The organism is Maribacter sp. MS6 (assembly GCF_056839185.1).
Map to the genome: position 1 here is coordinate 3,300,072 of NZ_CM166389.1, position 19,335 is coordinate 3,319,406.

The window sequence follows — 19,335 nt, forward strand, 5'->3', positions numbered from 1 at the left end:
AAAAATTAAAAACAAGAGCCTAATGGTAGAACGAAATAATTTATACCCTGTTTTTTTAAAAACCTCAAACCTTCATGTACTTGTAATTGGAGGAGGAAATGTAGCGGAGGAAAAACTTTCTTTTTTAACTAAATCTAGCCCAGATGCTACTGTTACTATGGTTGCTCCTATGTTTAGAAAGGCAACGGTAGCACTAGCAGTTAGGTATAACGTTGAGATGATAACTGATGTTTATAATAATTCCTATTTAAAAGGGAAACATATGGTTATTGCAACCACAGATGTTCCAGAAGTGAATGTGCAGGTTTATGAGGATTGTAGAGCACTAGATAAATTAGTTAATGTTGCGGATAACCCGCCATATTGTGATTTCTATATGGGTGGCATCGTAACGAAAGGTAACGTCAAATTAGCAATTTCTACCAATGGTAAATCCCCTACAACTGCAAAACGTTTGCGTCAGTTTTTTGAGGAAGTCATACCTGAAGATATCAATGAAATGGTTCAAAACCTAAATGATTACAGGAAAACTATAAAGGGCGATTTTGAAGAAAAGGTAGATAAAATGAATGAAATTACGCAATCGTTAAAACCAAATACTTAAGTCCCTATAGGAAGATTAAAATTTTGGTTCGAGATACTTACATGAGTTAAATGGCATATAGTAAAGAATTTTGTCACGAACTAGATTATAATTTCTGCTTTGGGTAATACAATTAAAATTATGATAAAAACGGATATACTTATTATAGGAGCTGGACCAACAGGTTTGTTTGCAGTTTTTGAAGCGGGCTTATTGAAATTGAAATGTCACTTAATAGACGCGTTACCTCAACCAGGGGGGCAATGTTCAGAGATTTATCCTAAAAAGCCTATCTACGATATTCCTGCGTTTCCAGAAATTTTAGCTGGAGATTTAGTTGATAATCTAATGGAACAAATAAAACCATTTGAGCCCGGATTTACCTTAGGAGAGCGAGCAGAAACCTTGGACAAACAAGAAGATGGTTCGTATGTGGTTACTACCAATAAAGGAACACAGCATCATGCGCCAGTGGTAGTGATAGCTGGTGGATTGGGTTCTTTTGAGCCACGTAAACCTCCAATTGAAAATATTGCCGAATTTGAAGATAAAGGAGTGGCTTATATTATTAAAGACCCAGAGGTATACCGTAATAAAAAAGTCGTTATTGCCGGTGGTGGGGATTCAGCATTGGATTGGGCAATCTTTTTGGCTGATGTTGCTTCAGAAGTTTCATTGGTACATCGCCGAAACGAATTTCGGGGTGCCTTAGACTCCGTAGAAAAAGCATCGGAATTAGCCAGACTAGGAAAGATAAAATTATTTACGGAAGCTCATGTAAAAAACATATACGGTGATGATTATTTAGAAGCTGTCGTTATCAAGCACAATGATGATTCCTTGGTAGAAACGTATCTAGAGGTAGATAATTTTATTCCATTATTCGGGCTATCACCAAAATTAGGTCCTATTGGGAATTGGGGACTAGAGATTCACAAAAATGCCATTAAAGTGAATAATGGGAAGGATTACCAAACTAATCTTCCTGGGGTATTTGCCATAGGAGATGTGAATACTTACGAAGGGAAACTAAAGTTGATTCTTTCAGGTTTTCATGAGGCCGCAGTAATGTGTCAATATGCATATCAGCTCATTAATCCAGGAAAACGATATGTAATGAAATATACTACTGTTGGTGGTGTAGAGGGTTTTGATGGCACTAAGAAAGAAGCTAAAAAAGAGGTTGTACAAAGTATTTCTTAGTTATATTGTTCGAGATAATAATCCTCTGATTTTGCTCCTTATCAGAGGGTTTTTGAGTTATAACTACTATAAGAAATTATCATTATAATTTGGTTAAGAACAAGCTGTGCTGTTTCTTTGTCATTAGTTCATTAATACATTGAAATCGTTATCAAGAAAGGCGGAGGGATTGGACCCAATGAAGCCTTAGCAACCCTTTTACCCTATTTTTAGATATTGGATTTAAGAAGGTGCTACATTCTACCCCTGTCATAATCCGATACCTATCGGAAGTTGCATAATCATTAGGTTAAAATCTTAATGAAGATAGGAATAGATAACCTTAAAGAAAGACGCTTCGTCACAACTTTCCTTTTCTTGATACTTACAGCGATATAAATACGTTAATAGCCTAGATATCGTATTATGATTAAAGAAATACTCCAAAAAAGGATTTTGGTACTTGATGGTGCCATGGGCACTATGCTGCAACGGTATAAGTTTACCGAGGAAGATTTCCGTGGAGACCGCTTTAAAAACTGGAAGCATCCATTGCAAGGAAACAATGACCTATTATCATTGACCCAGCCAAAGGCTATTGCCGACGTACATCGAAAGTATTTCGCAGCAGGTGCCGATATCGTTGAGACGAACACCTTTTCCGGTACGACTATCGCCATGGCCGATTACCATATGGAAGAGTTAGTATATGAACTTAATTTCGAGTCGGCCCGAATTGCCAAGATGGTAGCCAAAGAATTTACTTTAAAAGAACCCAATAAACCACGCTTTGTCGCTGGAAGTATTGGTCCTACCAATAAAACAGCGAGTATGTCACCCGATGTCAACGATCCTGGTTTTAGGGCTATTTCCTTTGATGAACTGCGCATTGCATACAAACAACAAGTGGAGGCGCTTTTGGATGGTGGCGTCGATTTACTTTTGGTAGAAACTATTTTTGATACTCTAAATGCTAAGGCTGCTTTATTTGCCATTGAAGAAGTAAAGGAAGAACGGAATATTGATGTGCCGATAATGGTCAGCGGAACCATAACCGATGCCTCGGGTAGAACACTTTCGGGACAAACAGCGGAAGCTTTTCTGATCTCTATTTCTCACATTCCGATTTTAACTGTAGGGTTTAATTGTGCCTTAGGAGCTAGTCAGCTTGTACCACATTTGGAGGTTTTGGCGAATAGAACACCTTTCGGTGTTTCTGCACATCCCAATGCCGGCCTTCCAAATGCCTTTGGAGAGTACGACGAAACCCCAGAACAGATGGCAGAACAAATCAAGGAGTATGTAGAAAAAGGCTTAGTTAATATTGTAGGGGGATGTTGCGGAACGACTCCAGAACATATTACGGCCATAGCAGAATTAGTAAAGCAATTCGACCCCAGGTCGTTGGCGGTTGAAAATTAATCATGGAGCAAACAAAACCAAAATATTTAAAGTTAAGTGGTCTTGAACCCCTCGTGGTAACTCCGGAGACTAATTTTATAAACGTAGGAGAGCGCACAAACGTGGCCGGTTCCAAGAAGTTTCTTAGACTCATTAAGGAAGAAAAGTTTGAAGAAGCGCTGGATGTTGCCCGAGACCAAGTAGAAGGTGGGGCGCAAATCATCGACATAAATATGGATGACGGACTCATTGATGGCAAAGAGGCCATGGTGAAGTTCTTGAATTTGGTGATTGCCGAACCAGATATTTCAAGAGTTCCTATCATGATAGATAGCTCTAAGTGGGAAATTATAGAGGCTGGACTTCAGGTGGTACAAGGTAAATGTGTCGTGAATTCTATTAGCCTAAAAGAGGGCGAAGCTGAATTTATAAATCACGCAAAGTTGATAAAACGATACGGTGCCGCCGTAATCGTGATGGCTTTTGATGAGGTGGGTCAGGCAGATAATTATGACCGCCGAATAGAAATTGCAAAACGTTCGTATGATATTCTAGTAAACGAAGTTGGTTTTCCTCCAGAAGATATCATCTTCGATTTAAATATTTTTCCTGTTGCCACAGGAATGGACGAGCACAAATTGAATGCGCTAGATTTTATTAACGCTACAAAATGGGTGCGTGAAAATCTCCCGCATTGCAGTGTGAGCGGTGGAGTCAGTAATGTTTCTTTTTCATTTAGAGGAAACAACCCTGTGCGTGAAGCCATGCACTCGGTTTTTTTATACCATGCAATAAAAGCAGGGATGAACATGGGTATTGTTAACCCGACCATGTTGGAAGTGTATGATGATATTCCAAAGGATTTATTGGAACGTGTTGAAGATGTCATGCTTAATCGCCGAGATGATGCAACAGAGAGACTACTCGATTTTGCTGAATCTGTTATAGGAAAGGCTAAGGAAAGTAAAGTTGATTTATCTTGGCGTTTAGAACCCTTGCAAAATAGGATTACTAGAGCATTGGTTAAGGGAATAGATCAATATATAGTTGCCGATGTAGAGGAAGCAAGGCAGGCAGCCGACAAACCGATTGAGGTTATAGAAGTTAGTTTGATGACCGGAATGAACGTGGTAGGTGATCTCTTTGGAAGTGGAAAAATGTTTTTACCTCAGGTGGTGAAGTCTGCACGTGTGATGAAAAAGGCTGTTGCTTATTTGTTGCCCTACATTGAAGAGGAAAAATTATTAAATCCTCAAGTAGGAGATACGGACGGAAACGGAAAAATTTTAATGGCCACTGTTAAGGGTGATGTTCACGATATCGGAAAGAATATTGTGAGTGTTGTTTTAGCTTGCAATAATTATGAAATAGTGGACTTGGGAGTCATGGTTCCTCCAGAAAAAATAATTGCTGCTGCCATTGAACACAGCGTAGATGTGATTGGCTTAAGTGGCTTAATTACACCATCTCTTGATGAAATGGTACATTTGGCCAAGGAAATGGAGCGTCAAAATTTTAATGTTCCTTTGTTGATTGGAGGTGCAACTACAAGTAAAGCACACACGGCGGTAAAAATCGACCCGCAATACAGTCAAGCGGTCGTGCATGTAAACGATGCTTCACGTGCCGTTACCGTGGTTGGAGATTTATTACAAAAAGAAACTTCCGAAGGATATAAAAAGTCAATAAAAGAGGATTACAATGTATTTCGAGATAAGTTCTTAAAGCGTTCGGTTCAAAAAGAATATAAGTCAATAGATAAAGCTAGGCAGAATAAGTTTAAAATTGAGTGGGCAGCTTCTGAAATCGTGAAACCGAATGAGTTAGGAATCCAGATTATTGAAGATATGGATTTGGAGAAACTGGTCCCCTTTATCGACTGGACTCCCTTTTTTAGAAGTTGGGAACTGCATGGGAAGTACCCGGATATTTTAACGGACAGTGTTGTTGGGGAGCAAGCAACAGATTTGTTTGCAGATGTACAGAATCTGTTACGAGAAATTTTGGAAGAAAAGAAATTAAAGGCCAAAGCGATTTTTGGCTTATTCCCAGCAAATTCAATTAATAATGATGATATTGAGTTAAAACGTCATCCCGAGTACAGTCGAGGGGCTAAGGACGAAGTTCAACCAAGCATTTTTATTTTCAGAACGTTGCGCCAGCAGTTACAGCGTCGGGAGGGTGTTCCAGATTATGCATTGGCAGATTTTATTGCGCCCAAAGAAACAGGCAAACAAGATTATGTGGGCTGTTTTTGCGTATCTACCGGTTTTGGAACAGAGGAGTTGGCCAAAGAGTATGAGGCCGAACTAGACGATTATAGCTCCATAATGATTAAAGCATTAGCAGACCGTTTGGCAGAAGCTTTCGCCGAATACTTACACAAAGAGGTGCGTACCAAACATTGGGGATATGCTGTAAATGAGGATTTAGGGAACGAAGAATTAATAAACGAGAAGTACAAGGGTATTAGACCTGCACCGGGTTATCCTGCCTGTCCTGACCACTTGGAGAAATTGACCATTTGGGAAATTTTAAAAGTAGAAGAGAATATTGGAGTAAGACTCACGGAAAGTTTGGCCATGTGGCCAGCAGCATCCGTTAGTGGCTATTATTTTGGGAACCCACAGGCTAGGTATTTTGGACTTGGAAAAATTAAGCAGGATCAGGTTGAAGATTTTGCAACTAGAAAAGGAATCGAAATGGAGACAGCCAATAAATGGCTTGCCCCAAATATAGTTGATGAATAATTATGAAGGTTACTGATCATATAAACAAAGCCAAAGGCGAAACCTTATTTAGTTTTGAAATTATTCCGCCTGTAAAAGGGCGTAATATTCAAGAATTATATAATAATATTGATCCGTTAATGGAATTTAAACCCCCATTTATTGATGTAACAACTTCGCGGGAAGAGTATGTATATATTGATAGGGATGGGTTGTTGGATAAAAAATTAACAAGAATGCGTCCAGGCACGGTTGGTATTTGCGCCTCTATTAAACATAAATACGATGTGGATACCGTACCCCATGTACTTTGTGGTGGCTTTACGAAGGAGGAAACGGAGTATCTGTTGGTTGATTGTCACTATCTGGGCATAGATAATGTAATGGCACTGCGTGGAGATGCCATGAGAGAGGAACAATATTTTGAAGCTACAAAAGGTGGACATCCGTATGCCAAAAGTTTAGTAAAACAGATACAGGATTTAAATTGTGGGAAGTACCTACATGAGGTTATTGAAACCGATGATTGCGCAGATTTCTGCATTGGTGTAGCAGGCTATCCTGAAAAGCATTTGGAGGCACCCTCTCTAAAGACCGATTTAAAACGATTAAAGGAAAAGGTAGACGCTGGTGCGGATTATATCGTCACGCAGATGTTTTTTGACAATAAAAAGTATTTCGATTTTGTGAATGCAGCCAAGGACATGGGTATTCAAGTACCTATTATTCCGGGCATAAAACCTATTGCGGTTAAGCGACATTTACAATTATTACCACAAGTGTTTAGGATAGATCTGCCCCAAGATTTGATTGAGGCCGTTGATGGCTGTAAGACCAATAAGGAAGTGAGGGCAGTAGGTATAGATTGGGCAATTCAACAGAGTAAGGAGCTTAAAGCGGCTGGGGTACCGGTACTTCACTATTACTCCATGGGAAAATCCGATAACATTAAAGCAATAGCAAAAGAACTTTTCTAAAAAGTAGCCAGATATTACTTTATACCGTATTCCAGATTAAATTCAAAAACCATTGGCGCCCAACTGTCAACCGTCAGGTAAAAATCCTATTTTTGCCATCCATGAGGCAGATTTTTCTTTTTGTTGCTTTGGTATCTATTCAGTTTTGTTTTTCGCAAGAAGATGCGGAGGTAAAGAAGTTTACCATAGATGCCAGTCCCTTTTATGGTTCCGTGCTCCTTCATAATCCTGATATTTCCCATTTAATAGCCAACCATCCCAACGGGATTATTCTAAGTTATAACAGAAAAACCTATGGTTCCCAAGAATGGGAAGCATTGTACGGATATCCCGATTATGGTGCATCGTTCATCTATCAGAACATGAAAAATGAGACCTTAGGTGATAATTTTGGCCTTTATGCACACTATAACTTCTATCTTTTTGAGCGTAACATTCAATTTAGGGTCGGTCAGGGTATTGCCTATAATACGAATCCGTACGATAAGGAGACTAACTTCAGGAACAACGCTTACGGGTCAGATTTTATGAGTTCTACCTATTTAATGCTTAATTTTCATAAGGAGAATGTTTTCAAAGGTTTAGGGTTTAAAGCAGGAATTTCGTTGATACATTATTCCAATGCCAATGTAAGAGCACCAAATACATCTACTAATACCTTCGCATTAAATGCGGGTTTGATTTATGATTTGGACGGAGGAAAAGAACTGGAGTATATCCCAAAAGGGCCTAAGGAAAAATTTACGGAGCCGGTACGCTATAACGTAGCCATAAGGAGCGGTATTAATGAAAGTGATATCATAGGTTCAGGGCAGTATGGTTTTTTAATTTTATCAGGCTATGCCGATAAGCGATTGGGCAGAAAAAGCGCCATTCAATTGGGCGCGGATGTATTTTTTTCCAATTTTTTAAAGGAATTGATTCGTTTTCAAGGCACTTCTTTTCCAGAGATGGACGTAAACGTTGACGATGATTACAGAAGAGCGGGCCTTTTCATAGGGCATGAATTGTTCATTAACAAAACCAGTATTGTCACACAGTTGGGATATTACGTATACTATCCGTTCGATTTTGAGGGAAGGGTATATAACCGGGTAGGTATGAAACGCTACTTTGGAGATAACATATTTGGTGCTATAACGCTAAAATCACATGGAGCGGCTGCCGAGGCAGTGGAATTTGGTGTGGGTGTCCGGTTTTAACGGACATAAAAAATAAAAAGATGCTAAAGAATATAACTTTGAATAGGGTAATACTTTTAAAGGAATATAGTTTCAATGTCCTGCGTGGGCTTACATTACGTCGGGTCTTATTTCTATTCTCACTTCTCTTTGTTCTTTCTAACGTACTCACCTCTTGTAATTCAGAGAACGCTCCTGATTGTCTACAAAGCGAAGGTAAGTTAATAAGGCAGGAAGTGGGTTTGCCTAGTTTTGATAAAATCACCGTTTTTGAGAAAGTAGCCCTGGTTTTAAAAGAAGGTCCCCTGCAAAAAGTAGAAATAGAGACTGGGGAGTTTTTGTTGAATGAAATCAGTGCCGAAGTTGAAGGGAACCGATTAATACTCAGAAACGAGAACGGTTGTAATCTTTTTCGTAAATATGGGATTACCACCATTTATGTAACAGCTCCCAATATTTCCGAAATTCGTAGCAGCACTGGTTTACTGATTCGGAGTGATGGGGCATTGGCCTATCCCAATCTCAGTTTAATTTCCGAAAGTTTCAACAATCCCGAATCAGAAACGACCGACGGTTCTTTTGACTTGGATTTGGCTATCGAAACCGTTTCTATAGTAGTAAATGGAATCGCCTATTTTAAGTTGTCGGGTACCGCTACAACGCTTAATGTTACGATTGCTGCCGGAGATTCTAGAATTGAGGCTGAGGAATTACTAGCGGACAACGTAATCGTAAACCATAGGGGAACGAATGATATTTTAACCAACCCTCAGTTAGCTGTCCGCGGTATTATTAGAGGCAATGGGAACGTTATCTGTTTTAATCGACCCGAAACAGTAGAAGTGGATGAAATTTTTAACGGTCGTCTGCTGTTCAATTAAATCTTTGATGTATTTCAAATGTCCAATCCGATTCTCAACTACCTGAAAAATCTATTTTCGAGCCAACGGATTATTGGAAGTAATCAAACTTTGAAAGGGTTGGCAAAAGTTGACGGATTGTTGCAAGGCTTGATTAATGAAAAGCGAGTGCCAGGTCTTTCAATTACGGTATTAAAGAACGGAAAGCGATTGTTTGAAAAAGGATACGGGTATGCAGATATGGTAGATAAGAAGTATATACATCCTAAAGAAACAATCTTTCGTATCGCCAGTGTATCAAAACCGATAGCAGCCACGGCACTTGCACACATGATCTCCGAAAAAATCATTGATTTAGATACTTCGTTTTACACTTATGTGCCCTATTTTCCTAAGAAAAAATGGGATTTTACCATCCGGCAACTGGCTAGTCATACCGCCGGTATTCGAAAGTATCGAGGCAAGGAATTCGCTTTGAACAAATCGTATTCCATCAAAGAAAGTATTAATGTGTTCAAAGACGACCCCTTGCTTTTTGAACCGGGTACAGGGTATGAATATACTAGTTATGATTGGGTACTGTTATCCTTGGCAATGCAGGAAGCGAGTGGAGTTCCTTTTGAAGAGTATGTATATGAAAAGGTGTTGAAACCTTTAGAAATGCAACATACCTTTTCGCCAAATATCGGGAAGTCGGACCAAGTAGTGCTTGAGTCAAATAAATTTAGAAGGGTCTTTGTTCCACCCGAACTTGAAGAGAATCTTGCAACATGTTATACCAAAGTTAGTCTCGGTTTTCGGGAAGCAGTCCCCGTAAATAATTTTTATAAATTGGCTGGTGGTGGCTATTTGAGCACCACTGCGGATATTGCAAAACTAGGGCAAGCCTATTTGGATGGCTATTCTTTGGATGCAAAGGTGTTGTCGGAGTTTTTAACTACCGCTATGGCACAGGATAAACCCACCTACTACGGACTCGGTTGGCAGGTAAGTGAAGATAAAAATGGGAGGCCTTACTATGGTCATATTGGAAGTAGTGTAGGAGCGTTTTCTAATTTTTTTATCTATCCAAACGAGCAAATGGTATTTGCCATCTTCATCAATTGTACTGATCCAAACGTACAGGAGGAGTTAAATTACATTATCAACGAGTTACTATCTATCTCTCAAATATAATAGTACAAATTGTTGTTATATCAATGAATCAAAGCAGGAGGTTTAAAAAACATAACCTAATTTTATCCCTCCCCATTTTGCATTATTTCCAGATTCAAATTCGCGGGTCAAAGTAGTTCGTGCGTATTCTAAATATAGGCTTCTAGTTTTAATAATAAGTCCATAATTGAACTGGGCAGTTAGCCGTTTCACTTCGGAGGCTTTAATAGTGTATGGGCTTTCCTTATTTAACAACCCACCCTGAAGTGTGGCGTCATATCCTATAACCGAAAGTATAGGTTGAGAATACAGATAAACTTGAAAATTATTATTGTGGGTATTCGAAGAAAAGGGGGAATCGAAGAAACCTATTATGGTATTAATACTTAGCGAAGTATTGGTAAACAAGGTTCCAACTTGCATTGATGCTTGAGCATTTAGAGCAAAATTATTATTGAACGAATACAGTTGTTTTTCATAATCTAGGCGGAAGTTTAGTATCAAATCATTTTTAATCTGATTATGCCATCCTCCAGGAATTTTATTGCCTGTGGCTCTATGAATTTCAACTTGCATTTCTTTTCCAAACGCACCTTGTCCTATTAGGCCAAAACTAAAGGTTTGGGATATTTTCGTCAAATTAATGGAATCTGTTGCACTATTGAAGTTTTTTAGTAGTATCGCAGCAGCAAAGGGCCTATCTCCAATCTGAATTTCTTCACTCACAAAATCAGTTGGCGTAAATCCTAAATGTTCTACAGCAATACCATATTTAATTTTTCCATTGTCTAATTTAATAAACTGTAGATTTAACGGGTTCCTTTTTAAACCGGAGTTTACATATTCTAAATTATAACCTTGTGTGTAATTCTTGTCCGTCGCAGTGAAGAAATCGTTCTCATAATTGAATCGAAAATAAGAGGTGCTTTGCATTTCACGAAATGAAATCAAATGATCTATTTTTTGACTTTGAGCTTTTAGAGAAAACAGAAATAGAATAAAAAGTGCTAATTTGATTTTCTTCATTAACTTATTTACGAGAATTAAAATGCAAAGGTTTTATTTGTGGTCTCCTTATTTAGAATTTACAGCAATTACATCCTTAGCTATTCCGTAATATGTTATTTTTAGCTATCGATTATTAAATTGGTTATTATGACACATCGAATTCGGGGGTTGTTTTTTCTTTTTGTTCTTGTATTTGGTCCTTGTTATACGCTCGCACAACAAAACACAAATTTGGATGTGCTATCCAAAACCTATGCAGATGAAGGTTTCCCTTTATTAATTGAATTGTTAAGCATGCCTAACGATGCTTTTTACCCAAAAGATATTGAGCAAAATGTATTGTGGTGTGAAAATCAATTTGGCCAGCGGGGTTTTGCTACACAGCGTATTTCTACGACGCATGCTCCCTTGTTGCTGGCGGAAAGAAAACACCCTAAGGCTAAGAAAACCGTATTGATTTATTTGCAACTGGACGGTCAGCCCGTGGATAGTACCCAATGGTTTCAGAAAAGTCCCTACAAACCGATCATTAAAAAGAAAACAAAGAAGAATGTATGGGAGGAAACCGATTGGGAGTTTGCTGATGCCCTAGATGATGAAATGCGAATTTTCGCTCGATCTGCAAGTGATGCCAAAGGTCCTGTGGTTATGTTTTTGGCAGCCTTGGATGCTGCTGCTTCAAAAAAAATAATCCCTAACTATAATATAAAGGTGATTATGGATTTTGAGGAAGAGCTGGGTTCTCCAAGACTACCTGGTGCAGTCACAAAAAATGCCGAACTACTGAAAGCTGATATGCTCATTATTTTTGATGGGCCGCGTCATATCAGTAATAAACCTACCTTGACTTTTGGTGCAAGAGGGATTGCTACCATTACCTTGACTACCTATGGTCCTAATGTTCCTCAACATAGTGGTCACTTTGGGAATTATGCGCCCAATCCCGCGTTGCGGCTTTCCAAACTGCTGGCCGGCATGAAGGATGACGATGGTCGCGTTACCATCCCAGGATTCTATGATGGGATTAGTATTGATCCTGAGACAGAGAAGATATTACGAAATGTTCCGGACAAGGAGGACGAAATTAAAAAGAGGTTGCAAATTGTTTCGGCCGATAAAGTGGGAAGCTACTACCAAGAGGCGATTCAATACCCTTCCTTGAATATAAGGGGAATGCAGTCCGGTTGGATAGATGAAAAAGTACGTACAATAATACCGGGTTGGGCTAGGGCAGAGTTGGATGTTCGCTTGGTTTTAGAGTCCGACCCGGAGCGGTTAATACGTTTGGTGATAGACTACGTGAAGGAGCAAGGATACCATGTTATCGATGCGGAACCTACAGAGAAAGAAAGACTCACCCACGATAAGATTGCCACTGTCACCTCTGAAATCTCCTATCAATCGTTTCGAACCGACTTTGATTCTGAAGTTGGCGTTTGGCTTACCAATGCCTTAAAAAATGCGTTTGGAGAAGACCCCATTCGCATACGAATGAGCGGTGGTTCTATTCCTATATCGCCTTTTGTAACCACGCTAAATATACCTGCTGTAACGGTACCCACCGTAAATAGGGATAATAACCAGCACAGTCCCAATGAAAATTTAAGGATAGGAAATTATAGGGAGGGTGTTAAAACAATGCTGGCAATTCTTATGGAGAAACTATAGTAATTAGCGTTTTCAATTGAAAATAATTATTTTTACAGCTATACATTTAAAACGCTATTGTGTATGAAATATGCATCTTTTTTTATTGTTCTTTTTTTAGTTTTTTCAACCGCTCAAGCTCAAGAGATTACTGCATTTCCTGGTTTTTGGAATGTTGAGTATTACCAAGACGATAGACAGATAACTAAAAAAGAACTGAAAGTTCTTATGACAAAAAACGATGAAGTAAATGCCTATTGGAAAAAATCGACTAAAAATGCGACAATAGGCTATGTTGCCTTTGCAGGACAAATGGCGAGTGTGGTATGGTTAGCTTCAGAATTGAGTTCGGAAGGAGATAATGAAACGCTTACCCCTGCGGTTGCAACTGTTGGATTTGGCATAATTGCTGGGATTTTCCTTAATGCTGCAAATAAGAATGGAAAGACGGCAATACTCACCTACAATAAACAATTTGACAATAAAACAACCTACAGGTTGGTTCCTGTGAGCAATCAAAACGGTTTGGGACTAGCTTTGCAATTTTGAATAATTCGTATTTAAACCCTAGTTAAAGCATTATTATTGTTATGAAGTCAAGTCTTTTGGTCAATTTTTAAAAAAATAATCCACTAAATCATCAGTTTTAAATATAATTAGTACATTAGCTTTAGGTAAACAGACAATGACAAAGCAATATTTCTGGAACGGTTTCTATTTTTACTTCTATTTTAAAAGAAGTACGGGACTGTTGTAGTATATATCTAACACATATAAACAAAAGAAGTCCCGTTGCAAACGGGGCTTTTTTTTTGTTCAAAATCATTGGATTTTGAACAATTCTGAACGTGATTCGGAATTGAAAGTTGGATTTAAGATTATTGTAGCTGCTTGCACATCTCTGAATTTTCAGAGCAGTAATAAAAACCCCCTCCGAAGGAGGGATTAGGGGAGGAATATGAGTTTAAAAATAGCTATACAGGGAATAAAAGGTTCCAATCACCATCAAGTGGCGTTGGACTACTTTGGCGATTACATAGTATTGGACGAATGTCTTTCTTTTGATGCGTTGGTCCAAAACCTCCTAGACAAAAAAGCGGACAAGGGCGTCATGGCTATCGAAAATTCTATTGCAGGCTCTATTATACCAAACTATGCCTTGGTGTACCATAATGATTTGCATATTATCGGGGAACATTACCTCAACATACACCATCACCTAATGGTCTTAAAAGGACAACAGCTTTCCAATATAAAGGAAGTTAGTTCACATCCTATGGCTCTGCTTCAGTGTAAAGAATTTTTCAAAGCTTATCCCCATATCCGATTAATTGAAGATGTGGATACTGCCGAAACGGCCAAGCGCATTCAGGAGCAAAAGTTAGCCCATGTGGCAGCGATTGCACCTAAGGTTGCCGCCGAATTGTATGGCTTGGACATCGTAGCGGACGATATACAGACTATTAAGAATAACGCCACGAGATTTATTATTGTAAAGACAAAGAACAAAGAGCTTCCAAAAGAAGAAATAAACAAAGCCTCCGTAAGGTTCGTTACGAACCACAAACGCGGTAGTTTGGCTGCTGTGCTTAATGTAATGAGTGATTGTAGAATGAATTTAACTAAAATACAATCACTTCCGGTTATAGAGACACCTTGGAAATATGCCTTCTTTGTAGATATTACGTTTAACGATTATGAAGATTTTAGCAAAGCAAAAGCGTTGTTGGATATCATGACAGAGGAATTTAAAGTTTTGGGAGAATATAAAAATGCCAAGGTATGATACAAACGGCTGAGCGTTTAGAAACAGTACAGGAATACTACTTCTCAAAAAAGTTGCGAGAGGTACGTGAATTAATGGTGGCTGGCAAACCTATTATAAATATGGGCATTGGTAGTCCAGATTTAGCACCGTCTACCGAAGTCATTGCCAGCATGCAAAAAGCTATTTTGGAGCCTGGTGCCCACCAGTACCAGAGCTATCAAGGTTTGCCGGAGCTTAGAGCCGCTTTTGCCTCTTTTTATAGAAACAAGTTTAATGTAGACTTAGCCGCACAATCGGAAATCTTACCTTTAATGGGCTCCAAAGAGGGCATTATGCACATAAGTATGGCATTTCTAAATGTAGGCGATGCCGTACTCATTCCCGACCCGGGATATCCTACCTATACATCGGTTACTAAGCTGGTGGGGGCAACACCGATCATGTATGACCTTACTGGTCAAAATAATTGGTTGCCCGACATGGACAAGTTGGAACAAATGGATTTGAGTACCGTGAAATTAATGTGGATCAGTTACCCCAATATGCCTACAGGTGCACGCATAACCATGGAGAAGATGCAAACGCTCGTGGCTTTTGCTAAAAAACATCAAATATTATTGGTGAATGATAATCCCTATAGTTTTGTGTTAAACAATCAGCCTACCAGTATTTTACAGGTAGCTGGAGCTAAGGAAGTGGCATTGGAGTTGAATTCGCTAAGTAAGACCTTTAATATGGCCGGATGGCGCGTAGGCATGGTCTCCGGAAATGCAGAACATATCACTGCAGTACTAAAGATCAAGAGTAATATGGACTCTGGAATGTTTTACGGCGTACAACAAGGGGCTATTACAGCTTTAAAAAGTGGGGATCTATGGTTTCAAGAATTGGACCGTACGTATAGTAAACGAAGAAAATTGATGTTTCAATTGGTAGATTTGTTAGGTGCTACCTACGACCCAAATGCAGCAGGTATGTTTATTTGGGCACGGTTGCCCAAAGGGTCAAAATCATCTGAAGAATTTATAGATGGGTTGTTGTATGACAAGGATATTTTCATTGCACCAGGAACTATTTTTGGTAGTAATGGAGAAGGGTATATTCGGTTTTCACTTTGTGTAACAGAAGAAAGAATAAAAGAGGCTATCAGCAGATTTGAGCAGTGAGATACCAGAAGTGAGACAAAGAAAATTCGTCTAAAATCTAGTATTTAATATTTAAAAAAAGTATGAACATTTTTGTAGTTGGAATCGGTTTAATAGGAGGGTCATTTGTAAAAGACATACGGACTAAAATGCCCTATGCCAAAATTTACGGAATAGATGCCAATGCCACCCATGTAGCCGAGGCACTTTCCTTAGGTCTTATAGATGAAAAAGCAAGCTATGAGGATTTACATTCAGCAGATTTTGTGATGGTTAGTGTTCCGGTAGATGTGATGTTAATAGAACTCCCTGAGATATTGGATAAGGTATCCGACGAATGCGTGGTCTGTGATGCTGGTTCTACGAAAGAACTCCTGTGTGCGGCGTTGGAAAACCACCCTAAAAGACGAAATTTTTTAGCATGCCACCCTATTGCGGGAACAGAGTTTTCTGGTCCGTCAGCAGCTATAAACGGACTATATGATGGCAAGACCAATATTATTTGCGAGGTAGAGAAAACAGCCTTTACCTTACAAGAGCGGGCTTTGGAAATTTTTCAATTGTTAGGAATGAGAATTCGGTACATGAATCCAAAAGCGCATGATAAGCATATCGCTTATGTCTCACATTTGTCGCATATTAGCTCGTTTATGTTGGGAAAAACGGTCATCGAAAAGGAAAAGAACGAACGCGATATTTTTGATATGGCAGGCAGTGGATTCGAAAGTACGGTGCGTTTGGCCAAAAGTTCACCTGCTATGTGGACTCCAATTTTTAAGCAAAATAAGGATAATGTTATTGAAACCTTGGAGGAGTATATCCAAAATTTAAGCGAGTTCAAGGAGCTACTTTTGAAGAATGACTATGAGGGCATTTATAATCAGATGAACAATACAAATAAGATAAAGACGATTTTGAAAGGGATGCCTACGAATAAAGTTGTAGCTGCAGAAAAGAATAATGAATACTAACACGTAATATTTAAATAGAAGAAGTCTAAAAATTGCAAAACAAGAACACCTTTACCCTTTTTGCCGTTTACAGCTTCACCAAAAACAAAGTAATGGAGAATACAAAAGAAATGAGAACATGGTTGGACGATATGGGTTTAGATCATCCACTAGTAATAGCAGGGCCATGTAGTGCAGAAACCGAGGAACAAGTATTGCGTATAGCGCACGAGTTAAAAGATACCGATGTCAACTATTATAGAGCAGGTATCTGGAAACCAAGAACCCGACCTGGAAATTTTGAAGGCGTTGGCGCACTTGGCTTAAAATGGCTCCAGAAAGTAAAGGCAGAGACAGGTTTAAAAACTGCCACAGAAGTAGCCAATCGCGCGCATGTAGAATTAGCCTTGGAGCATGATGTAGATTTACTCTGGATCGGTGCACGTTCTACCGTGAGTCCTTTTATTATGCAAGAATTGGCGGACGCCTTGGAGGGAACGGATAAAATTGTCTTGGTAAAGAATCCAGTAAATCCAGATTTGGCATTATGGTTGGGTGGGATCGAACGCTTACATACCGCAGGTATTAGAAAGCTGGGGGCTATTCACAGAGGATTTTCAACATATGAGAAATCGAAGTACAGGAATATTCCGGAATGGCAGTTGGCCATTGAGTTTCAGAACAAGTTTCCAGATTTACCATTGATCAATGATCCATCACACATAACCGGTAAACGCGATATGATTTTTGATGTATCACAAACCGCATTGGATTTGAATTTTGATGGATTGATGATTGAAACGCATTTTGATCCAGACAACGCTTGGAGTGATGCCGCACAACAGGTTACACCAGATACCTTGGTACAGATCATGAGGGATTTAAAAATCAGAAAAGAATCTGACCCAGAAGCGGAATACAATAGTCAACTCAGTAATTTAAGAGCGCAAATTGATGTTATTGATAATCAATTGATAGAAACCCTAGGTAAACGTATGAAGATTTCCGATGGTATCGGTGGGTTGAAAAAGTCCAGAAACGTAGCCGTACTCCAATCGAATAGATGGAACGAGATTCTAGGTAAAATGATTTTAGAAGGTGAAACCAAAGGACTTAGTGAAGAATTTGTTTTGCGTATGTTCAAGGCAATACACCAAGAATCTATAAATCATCAGGAAAAAATAGTAAAGGGATAAATACAAAAAATCCCAACTTTAAAAATTGGGATTTTTCTAAATTTTAGAAAGTCGGTATTCAATTTTGAATGCCGACTTTTTTTAGGTCTATTTCTTGAAAATGTAACGAGTAATGAAAATACCTGACCCATCTCCTTTACCACTGTCACTTTCTACAGCACTTGTAACGAAAGCAAGCTCCCAACCATCGGCAACCATGGTGTTTATTTTAGAGGTGATAATAGCATCATTTGCCGCAATATTTTGGAATCGGATACCTGCTATATTGAAAAAGTTCAATAGTTTGGTCTCATCGAAATCCTTTACCCTAATCTCATTTCTTTTAGACTTATTACGGGTATTGTCGTCTTCGGTTTGGGTTGAGGTGAATTCAGTATAATCTTTTTCTTCGTTCCCATCAATTATTCTTGATCGTCCAAGCCCACTGGAAACGATAGATTCTACACTGGTAATGACTTTGTACTGCTGCGCGTTCATTTCAAAAGTAAAGGCTAGTGCAACGAATGCGATAAAAATAATTCTCTTCATAATTACTTGAGTTAAATTTTATTTTGGTTGTATTATACACCTTCAATAACATTTTTAAAACCAATAAATTGTGATGAACTCTTCAAAACCTTCTTGCTTCATTGTTTTTTAATTGAAAATAACATAAAAAAACCCAATGGTTACATTGGGTTTGATACGGTATGTAGATAAAATGTTACTGGATAGAAAAATCGAAAACAGCTTGATTATCTCGTCCTTGTGGTACCTGTCCTTGATAAATAAAACAATATTCACCAGGTTCTAGGTTGTCTGGCGTAACTTTAAATTTATTACCTTCTATCTCTTCAATATTAAAGGATAAAGCATATTTTGGGTCAATACCACTGCTGCTGGTAATCCAACTGTTTTTTCCCGTAATAATTTCTCTTAGATTTTTCTTTTCCTTCACCGTTAATTTAACCAAAACAAATTCATTGGGGTTACTGGCCATTCTAAACCACCAATTAAAAACTCCAGCTTGGTTACCTTGGTTGTTTTGCATGTTGTCCACTTCGGTAACACTAGGGTCAAAAATAAAGGTGAATTCGGGCTGTGAGTTATTAATGACGTTGTTGGATTGTGTCTTTGGTAACTGGGCTTTTTGTTTAGAGTTGATAAGTCCAGAAACTAATTTTTGCGCAACAGCATTTGAATTTGAGCCGGAGAATACGCTTGGTTGCACAAGTTTATCCTCTCCGTCTGCTGCTAGATAATAAATTCCTGTTTTTGATTTTGTGTTTTGTCTGGATTTTTCCATGATTAGAGAAAGAATCTCTGAGGATACTCCTGCATTTTTCATAGCACTTAAAGCAGAGATGGACGCGTCAAATTTTACGTCCGAATGAGTGATTTTGTCAATAATCATGTAATCGTCGAAACCAAGTTCTACCATCTGAATCACAGATTCATTAGTAACTGTTTCTTGTCCTATGGCAAACGATGTTATCGCAATGCATAGCATTAAAATAAAATTTTTAAGATTTTTCATTGGATATAGTTTGTGTTTGTTTTCAAATTTATAATAA

At 38.6% G+C, this 19,335-nt stretch carries 17 protein-coding genes and 1 riboswitch; of the genes, 14 read left to right on the forward strand and 3 right to left on the reverse strand.

What is annotated here, in order from left to right; translation table 11 throughout:
- The first annotated feature begins 22 nt into the window (after positions 1-22).
- The 8 genes from MS6x_RS14420 to MS6x_RS14455 all read left to right on the forward strand — a co-directional run bounded on the left by MS6x_RS14420 (position 23) and on the right by MS6x_RS14455 (position 10,089).
- Positions 23-604 carry a precorrin-2 dehydrogenase/sirohydrochlorin ferrochelatase family protein gene (locus tag MS6x_RS14420; protein ID WP_482603168.1) on the forward strand — a complete coding sequence of 194 codons (582 nt, stop codon included), beginning with the start codon at positions 23-25 and terminating at the stop codon, positions 602-604.
- 120 nt (positions 605-724) lie between these two features.
- Complete coding sequence (locus MS6x_RS14425) at positions 725-1,786, forward strand: NAD(P)/FAD-dependent oxidoreductase (protein ID WP_482603169.1); 1,062 nt, start codon at positions 725-727, stop codon at positions 1,784-1,786.
- Positions 1,787-1,931: 145 nt separating this feature from the next.
- Positions 1,932-2,052, forward strand: a riboswitch (SAM riboswitch).
- Positions 2,053-2,191: 139 nt separating this feature from the next.
- The gene (locus tag MS6x_RS14430) at positions 2,192-3,187 is read left to right on the forward strand and encodes a homocysteine S-methyltransferase family protein (protein WP_482603170.1); all 996 of its coding nucleotides are present in this window, start codon (positions 2,192-2,194) and stop codon (positions 3,185-3,187) included.
- Between the two features lie 2 nt (positions 3,188-3,189).
- Positions 3,190-5,916 carry a methionine synthase gene (gene metH, locus MS6x_RS14435; protein WP_482603171.1) on the forward strand — a complete coding sequence of 909 codons (2,727 nt, stop codon included), beginning with the start codon at positions 3,190-3,192 and terminating at the stop codon, positions 5,914-5,916.
- A 2-nt stretch (positions 5,917-5,918) separates the two neighbouring features.
- Complete coding sequence (gene metF / locus MS6x_RS14440; protein WP_482603172.1) at positions 5,919-6,872, forward strand: methylenetetrahydrofolate reductase [NAD(P)H]; 954 nt, start codon at positions 5,919-5,921, stop codon at positions 6,870-6,872.
- 101 nt (positions 6,873-6,973) lie between these two features.
- The gene (locus MS6x_RS14445; RefSeq protein ID WP_482603173.1) at positions 6,974-8,074 is read left to right on the forward strand and encodes an acyloxyacyl hydrolase; all 1,101 of its coding nucleotides are present in this window, start codon (positions 6,974-6,976) and stop codon (positions 8,072-8,074) included.
- 20 nt (positions 8,075-8,094) lie between these two features.
- Positions 8,095-8,934 carry a head GIN domain-containing protein gene (locus MS6x_RS14450; RefSeq protein WP_482603174.1) on the forward strand — a complete coding sequence of 280 codons (840 nt, stop codon included), beginning with the start codon at positions 8,095-8,097 and terminating at the stop codon, positions 8,932-8,934.
- A 99-nt stretch (positions 8,935-9,033) separates the two neighbouring features.
- Positions 9,034-10,089, forward strand: coding sequence for a serine hydrolase domain-containing protein (locus MS6x_RS14455; RefSeq protein WP_482603175.1), 1,056 nt, complete (start codon positions 9,034-9,036; stop codon positions 10,087-10,089).
- Positions 10,090-10,131: 42 nt separating this feature from the next.
- Here the strand turns inward: MS6x_RS14455 and MS6x_RS14460 are convergent, their stop codons facing one another.
- On the reverse strand, positions 10,132-11,094 hold the full coding sequence (locus MS6x_RS14460) for a lipid A deacylase LpxR family protein (protein ID WP_482603176.1): 963 nt from the start codon (positions 11,092-11,094) through the stop codon (positions 10,132-10,134).
- Positions 11,095-11,223: 129 nt separating this feature from the next.
- On the opposite strand from MS6x_RS14460, the gene MS6x_RS14465 reads away from it, so the two are divergent.
- The 6 genes from MS6x_RS14465 to MS6x_RS14490 all read left to right on the forward strand — a co-directional run bounded on the left by MS6x_RS14465 (position 11,224) and on the right by MS6x_RS14490 (position 17,782).
- Positions 11,224-12,744, forward strand: coding sequence for a M20/M25/M40 family metallo-hydrolase (locus MS6x_RS14465; protein WP_482603177.1), 1,521 nt, complete (start codon positions 11,224-11,226; stop codon positions 12,742-12,744).
- Between the two features lie 63 nt (positions 12,745-12,807).
- Positions 12,808-13,272, forward strand: a complete 465-nt coding sequence (locus tag MS6x_RS14470) for a hypothetical protein (RefSeq protein WP_482603178.1) — start codon at positions 12,808-12,810, stop codon at positions 13,270-13,272.
- A 409-nt stretch (positions 13,273-13,681) separates the two neighbouring features.
- The gene (locus MS6x_RS14475) at positions 13,682-14,509 is read left to right on the forward strand and encodes a prephenate dehydratase (RefSeq protein ID WP_482603179.1); all 828 of its coding nucleotides are present in this window, start codon (positions 13,682-13,684) and stop codon (positions 14,507-14,509) included.
- The gene (locus tag MS6x_RS14480) at positions 14,506-15,657 is read left to right on the forward strand and encodes a pyridoxal phosphate-dependent aminotransferase (RefSeq protein ID WP_482603180.1); all 1,152 of its coding nucleotides are present in this window, start codon (positions 14,506-14,508) and stop codon (positions 15,655-15,657) included. The genes MS6x_RS14475 and MS6x_RS14480 overlap by 4 nt, the downstream gene beginning before the upstream one ends.
- Before the next feature lie 62 nt (positions 15,658-15,719).
- On the forward strand, positions 15,720-16,607 hold the full coding sequence (locus MS6x_RS14485; protein ID WP_482603181.1) for a prephenate dehydrogenase: 888 nt from the start codon (positions 15,720-15,722) through the stop codon (positions 16,605-16,607).
- A gap of 92 nt (positions 16,608-16,699) precedes the next feature.
- The gene (locus MS6x_RS14490; RefSeq protein WP_482603182.1) at positions 16,700-17,782 is read left to right on the forward strand and encodes a chorismate mutase; all 1,083 of its coding nucleotides are present in this window, start codon (positions 16,700-16,702) and stop codon (positions 17,780-17,782) included.
- Positions 17,783-17,869: 87 nt separating this feature from the next.
- On the opposite strand, the gene MS6x_RS14495 is transcribed toward MS6x_RS14490, so the two are convergent.
- Both MS6x_RS14495 and MS6x_RS14500 read right to left on the reverse strand, forming a co-directional pair.
- Complete coding sequence (locus tag MS6x_RS14495; RefSeq protein ID WP_482603183.1) at positions 17,870-18,310, reverse strand: hypothetical protein; 441 nt, start codon at positions 18,308-18,310, stop codon at positions 17,870-17,872.
- Between the two features lie 175 nt (positions 18,311-18,485).
- The gene (locus tag MS6x_RS14500) at positions 18,486-19,298 is read right to left on the reverse strand and encodes a hypothetical protein (protein WP_482603184.1); all 813 of its coding nucleotides are present in this window, start codon (positions 19,296-19,298) and stop codon (positions 18,486-18,488) included.
- Between the last annotated feature and the right edge of the window lie 37 nt (positions 19,299-19,335).

Bases quoted from the DNA above. Each gene is read 5' to 3' on its own strand.
- MS6x_RS14420 (WP_482603168.1), top strand. From the start codon at position 23: ATGGTAGAACGAAATAATTTATACCCTGTTTTTTTAAAAACCTCAAAC.
- MS6x_RS14425 (WP_482603169.1), top strand. From the start codon at position 725: ATGATAAAAACGGATATACTTATTATAGGAGCTGGACCAACAGGTTTG.
- MS6x_RS14430 (WP_482603170.1), top strand. From the start codon at position 2,192: ATGATTAAAGAAATACTCCAAAAAAGGATTTTGGTACTTGATGGTGCC.
- metH (WP_482603171.1), top strand. From the start codon at position 3,190: ATGGAGCAAACAAAACCAAAATATTTAAAGTTAAGTGGTCTTGAACCC.
- metF (WP_482603172.1), top strand. From the start codon at position 5,919: ATGAAGGTTACTGATCATATAAACAAAGCCAAAGGCGAAACCTTATTT.
- MS6x_RS14445 (WP_482603173.1), top strand. From the start codon at position 6,974: ATGAGGCAGATTTTTCTTTTTGTTGCTTTGGTATCTATTCAGTTTTGT.
- MS6x_RS14450 (WP_482603174.1), top strand. From the start codon at position 8,095: ATGCTAAAGAATATAACTTTGAATAGGGTAATACTTTTAAAGGAATAT.
- MS6x_RS14460 (WP_482603176.1), bottom strand. From the start codon at position 11,094: ATGAAGAAAATCAAATTAGCACTTTTTATTCTATTTCTGTTTTCTCTA.
- MS6x_RS14465 (WP_482603177.1), top strand. From the start codon at position 11,224: ATGACACATCGAATTCGGGGGTTGTTTTTTCTTTTTGTTCTTGTATTT.
- MS6x_RS14470 (WP_482603178.1), top strand. From the start codon at position 12,808: ATGAAATATGCATCTTTTTTTATTGTTCTTTTTTTAGTTTTTTCAACC.
- MS6x_RS14475 (WP_482603179.1), top strand. From the start codon at position 13,682: ATGAGTTTAAAAATAGCTATACAGGGAATAAAAGGTTCCAATCACCAT.
- MS6x_RS14480 (WP_482603180.1), top strand. From the start codon at position 14,506: ATGATACAAACGGCTGAGCGTTTAGAAACAGTACAGGAATACTACTTC.
- MS6x_RS14485 (WP_482603181.1), top strand. From the start codon at position 15,720: ATGAACATTTTTGTAGTTGGAATCGGTTTAATAGGAGGGTCATTTGTA.
- MS6x_RS14490 (WP_482603182.1), top strand. From the start codon at position 16,700: ATGGAGAATACAAAAGAAATGAGAACATGGTTGGACGATATGGGTTTA.
- MS6x_RS14495 (WP_482603183.1), bottom strand. From the start codon at position 18,310: ATGAAGAGAATTATTTTTATCGCATTCGTTGCACTAGCCTTTACTTTT.
- MS6x_RS14500 (WP_482603184.1), bottom strand. From the start codon at position 19,298: ATGAAAAATCTTAAAAATTTTATTTTAATGCTATGCATTGCGATAACA.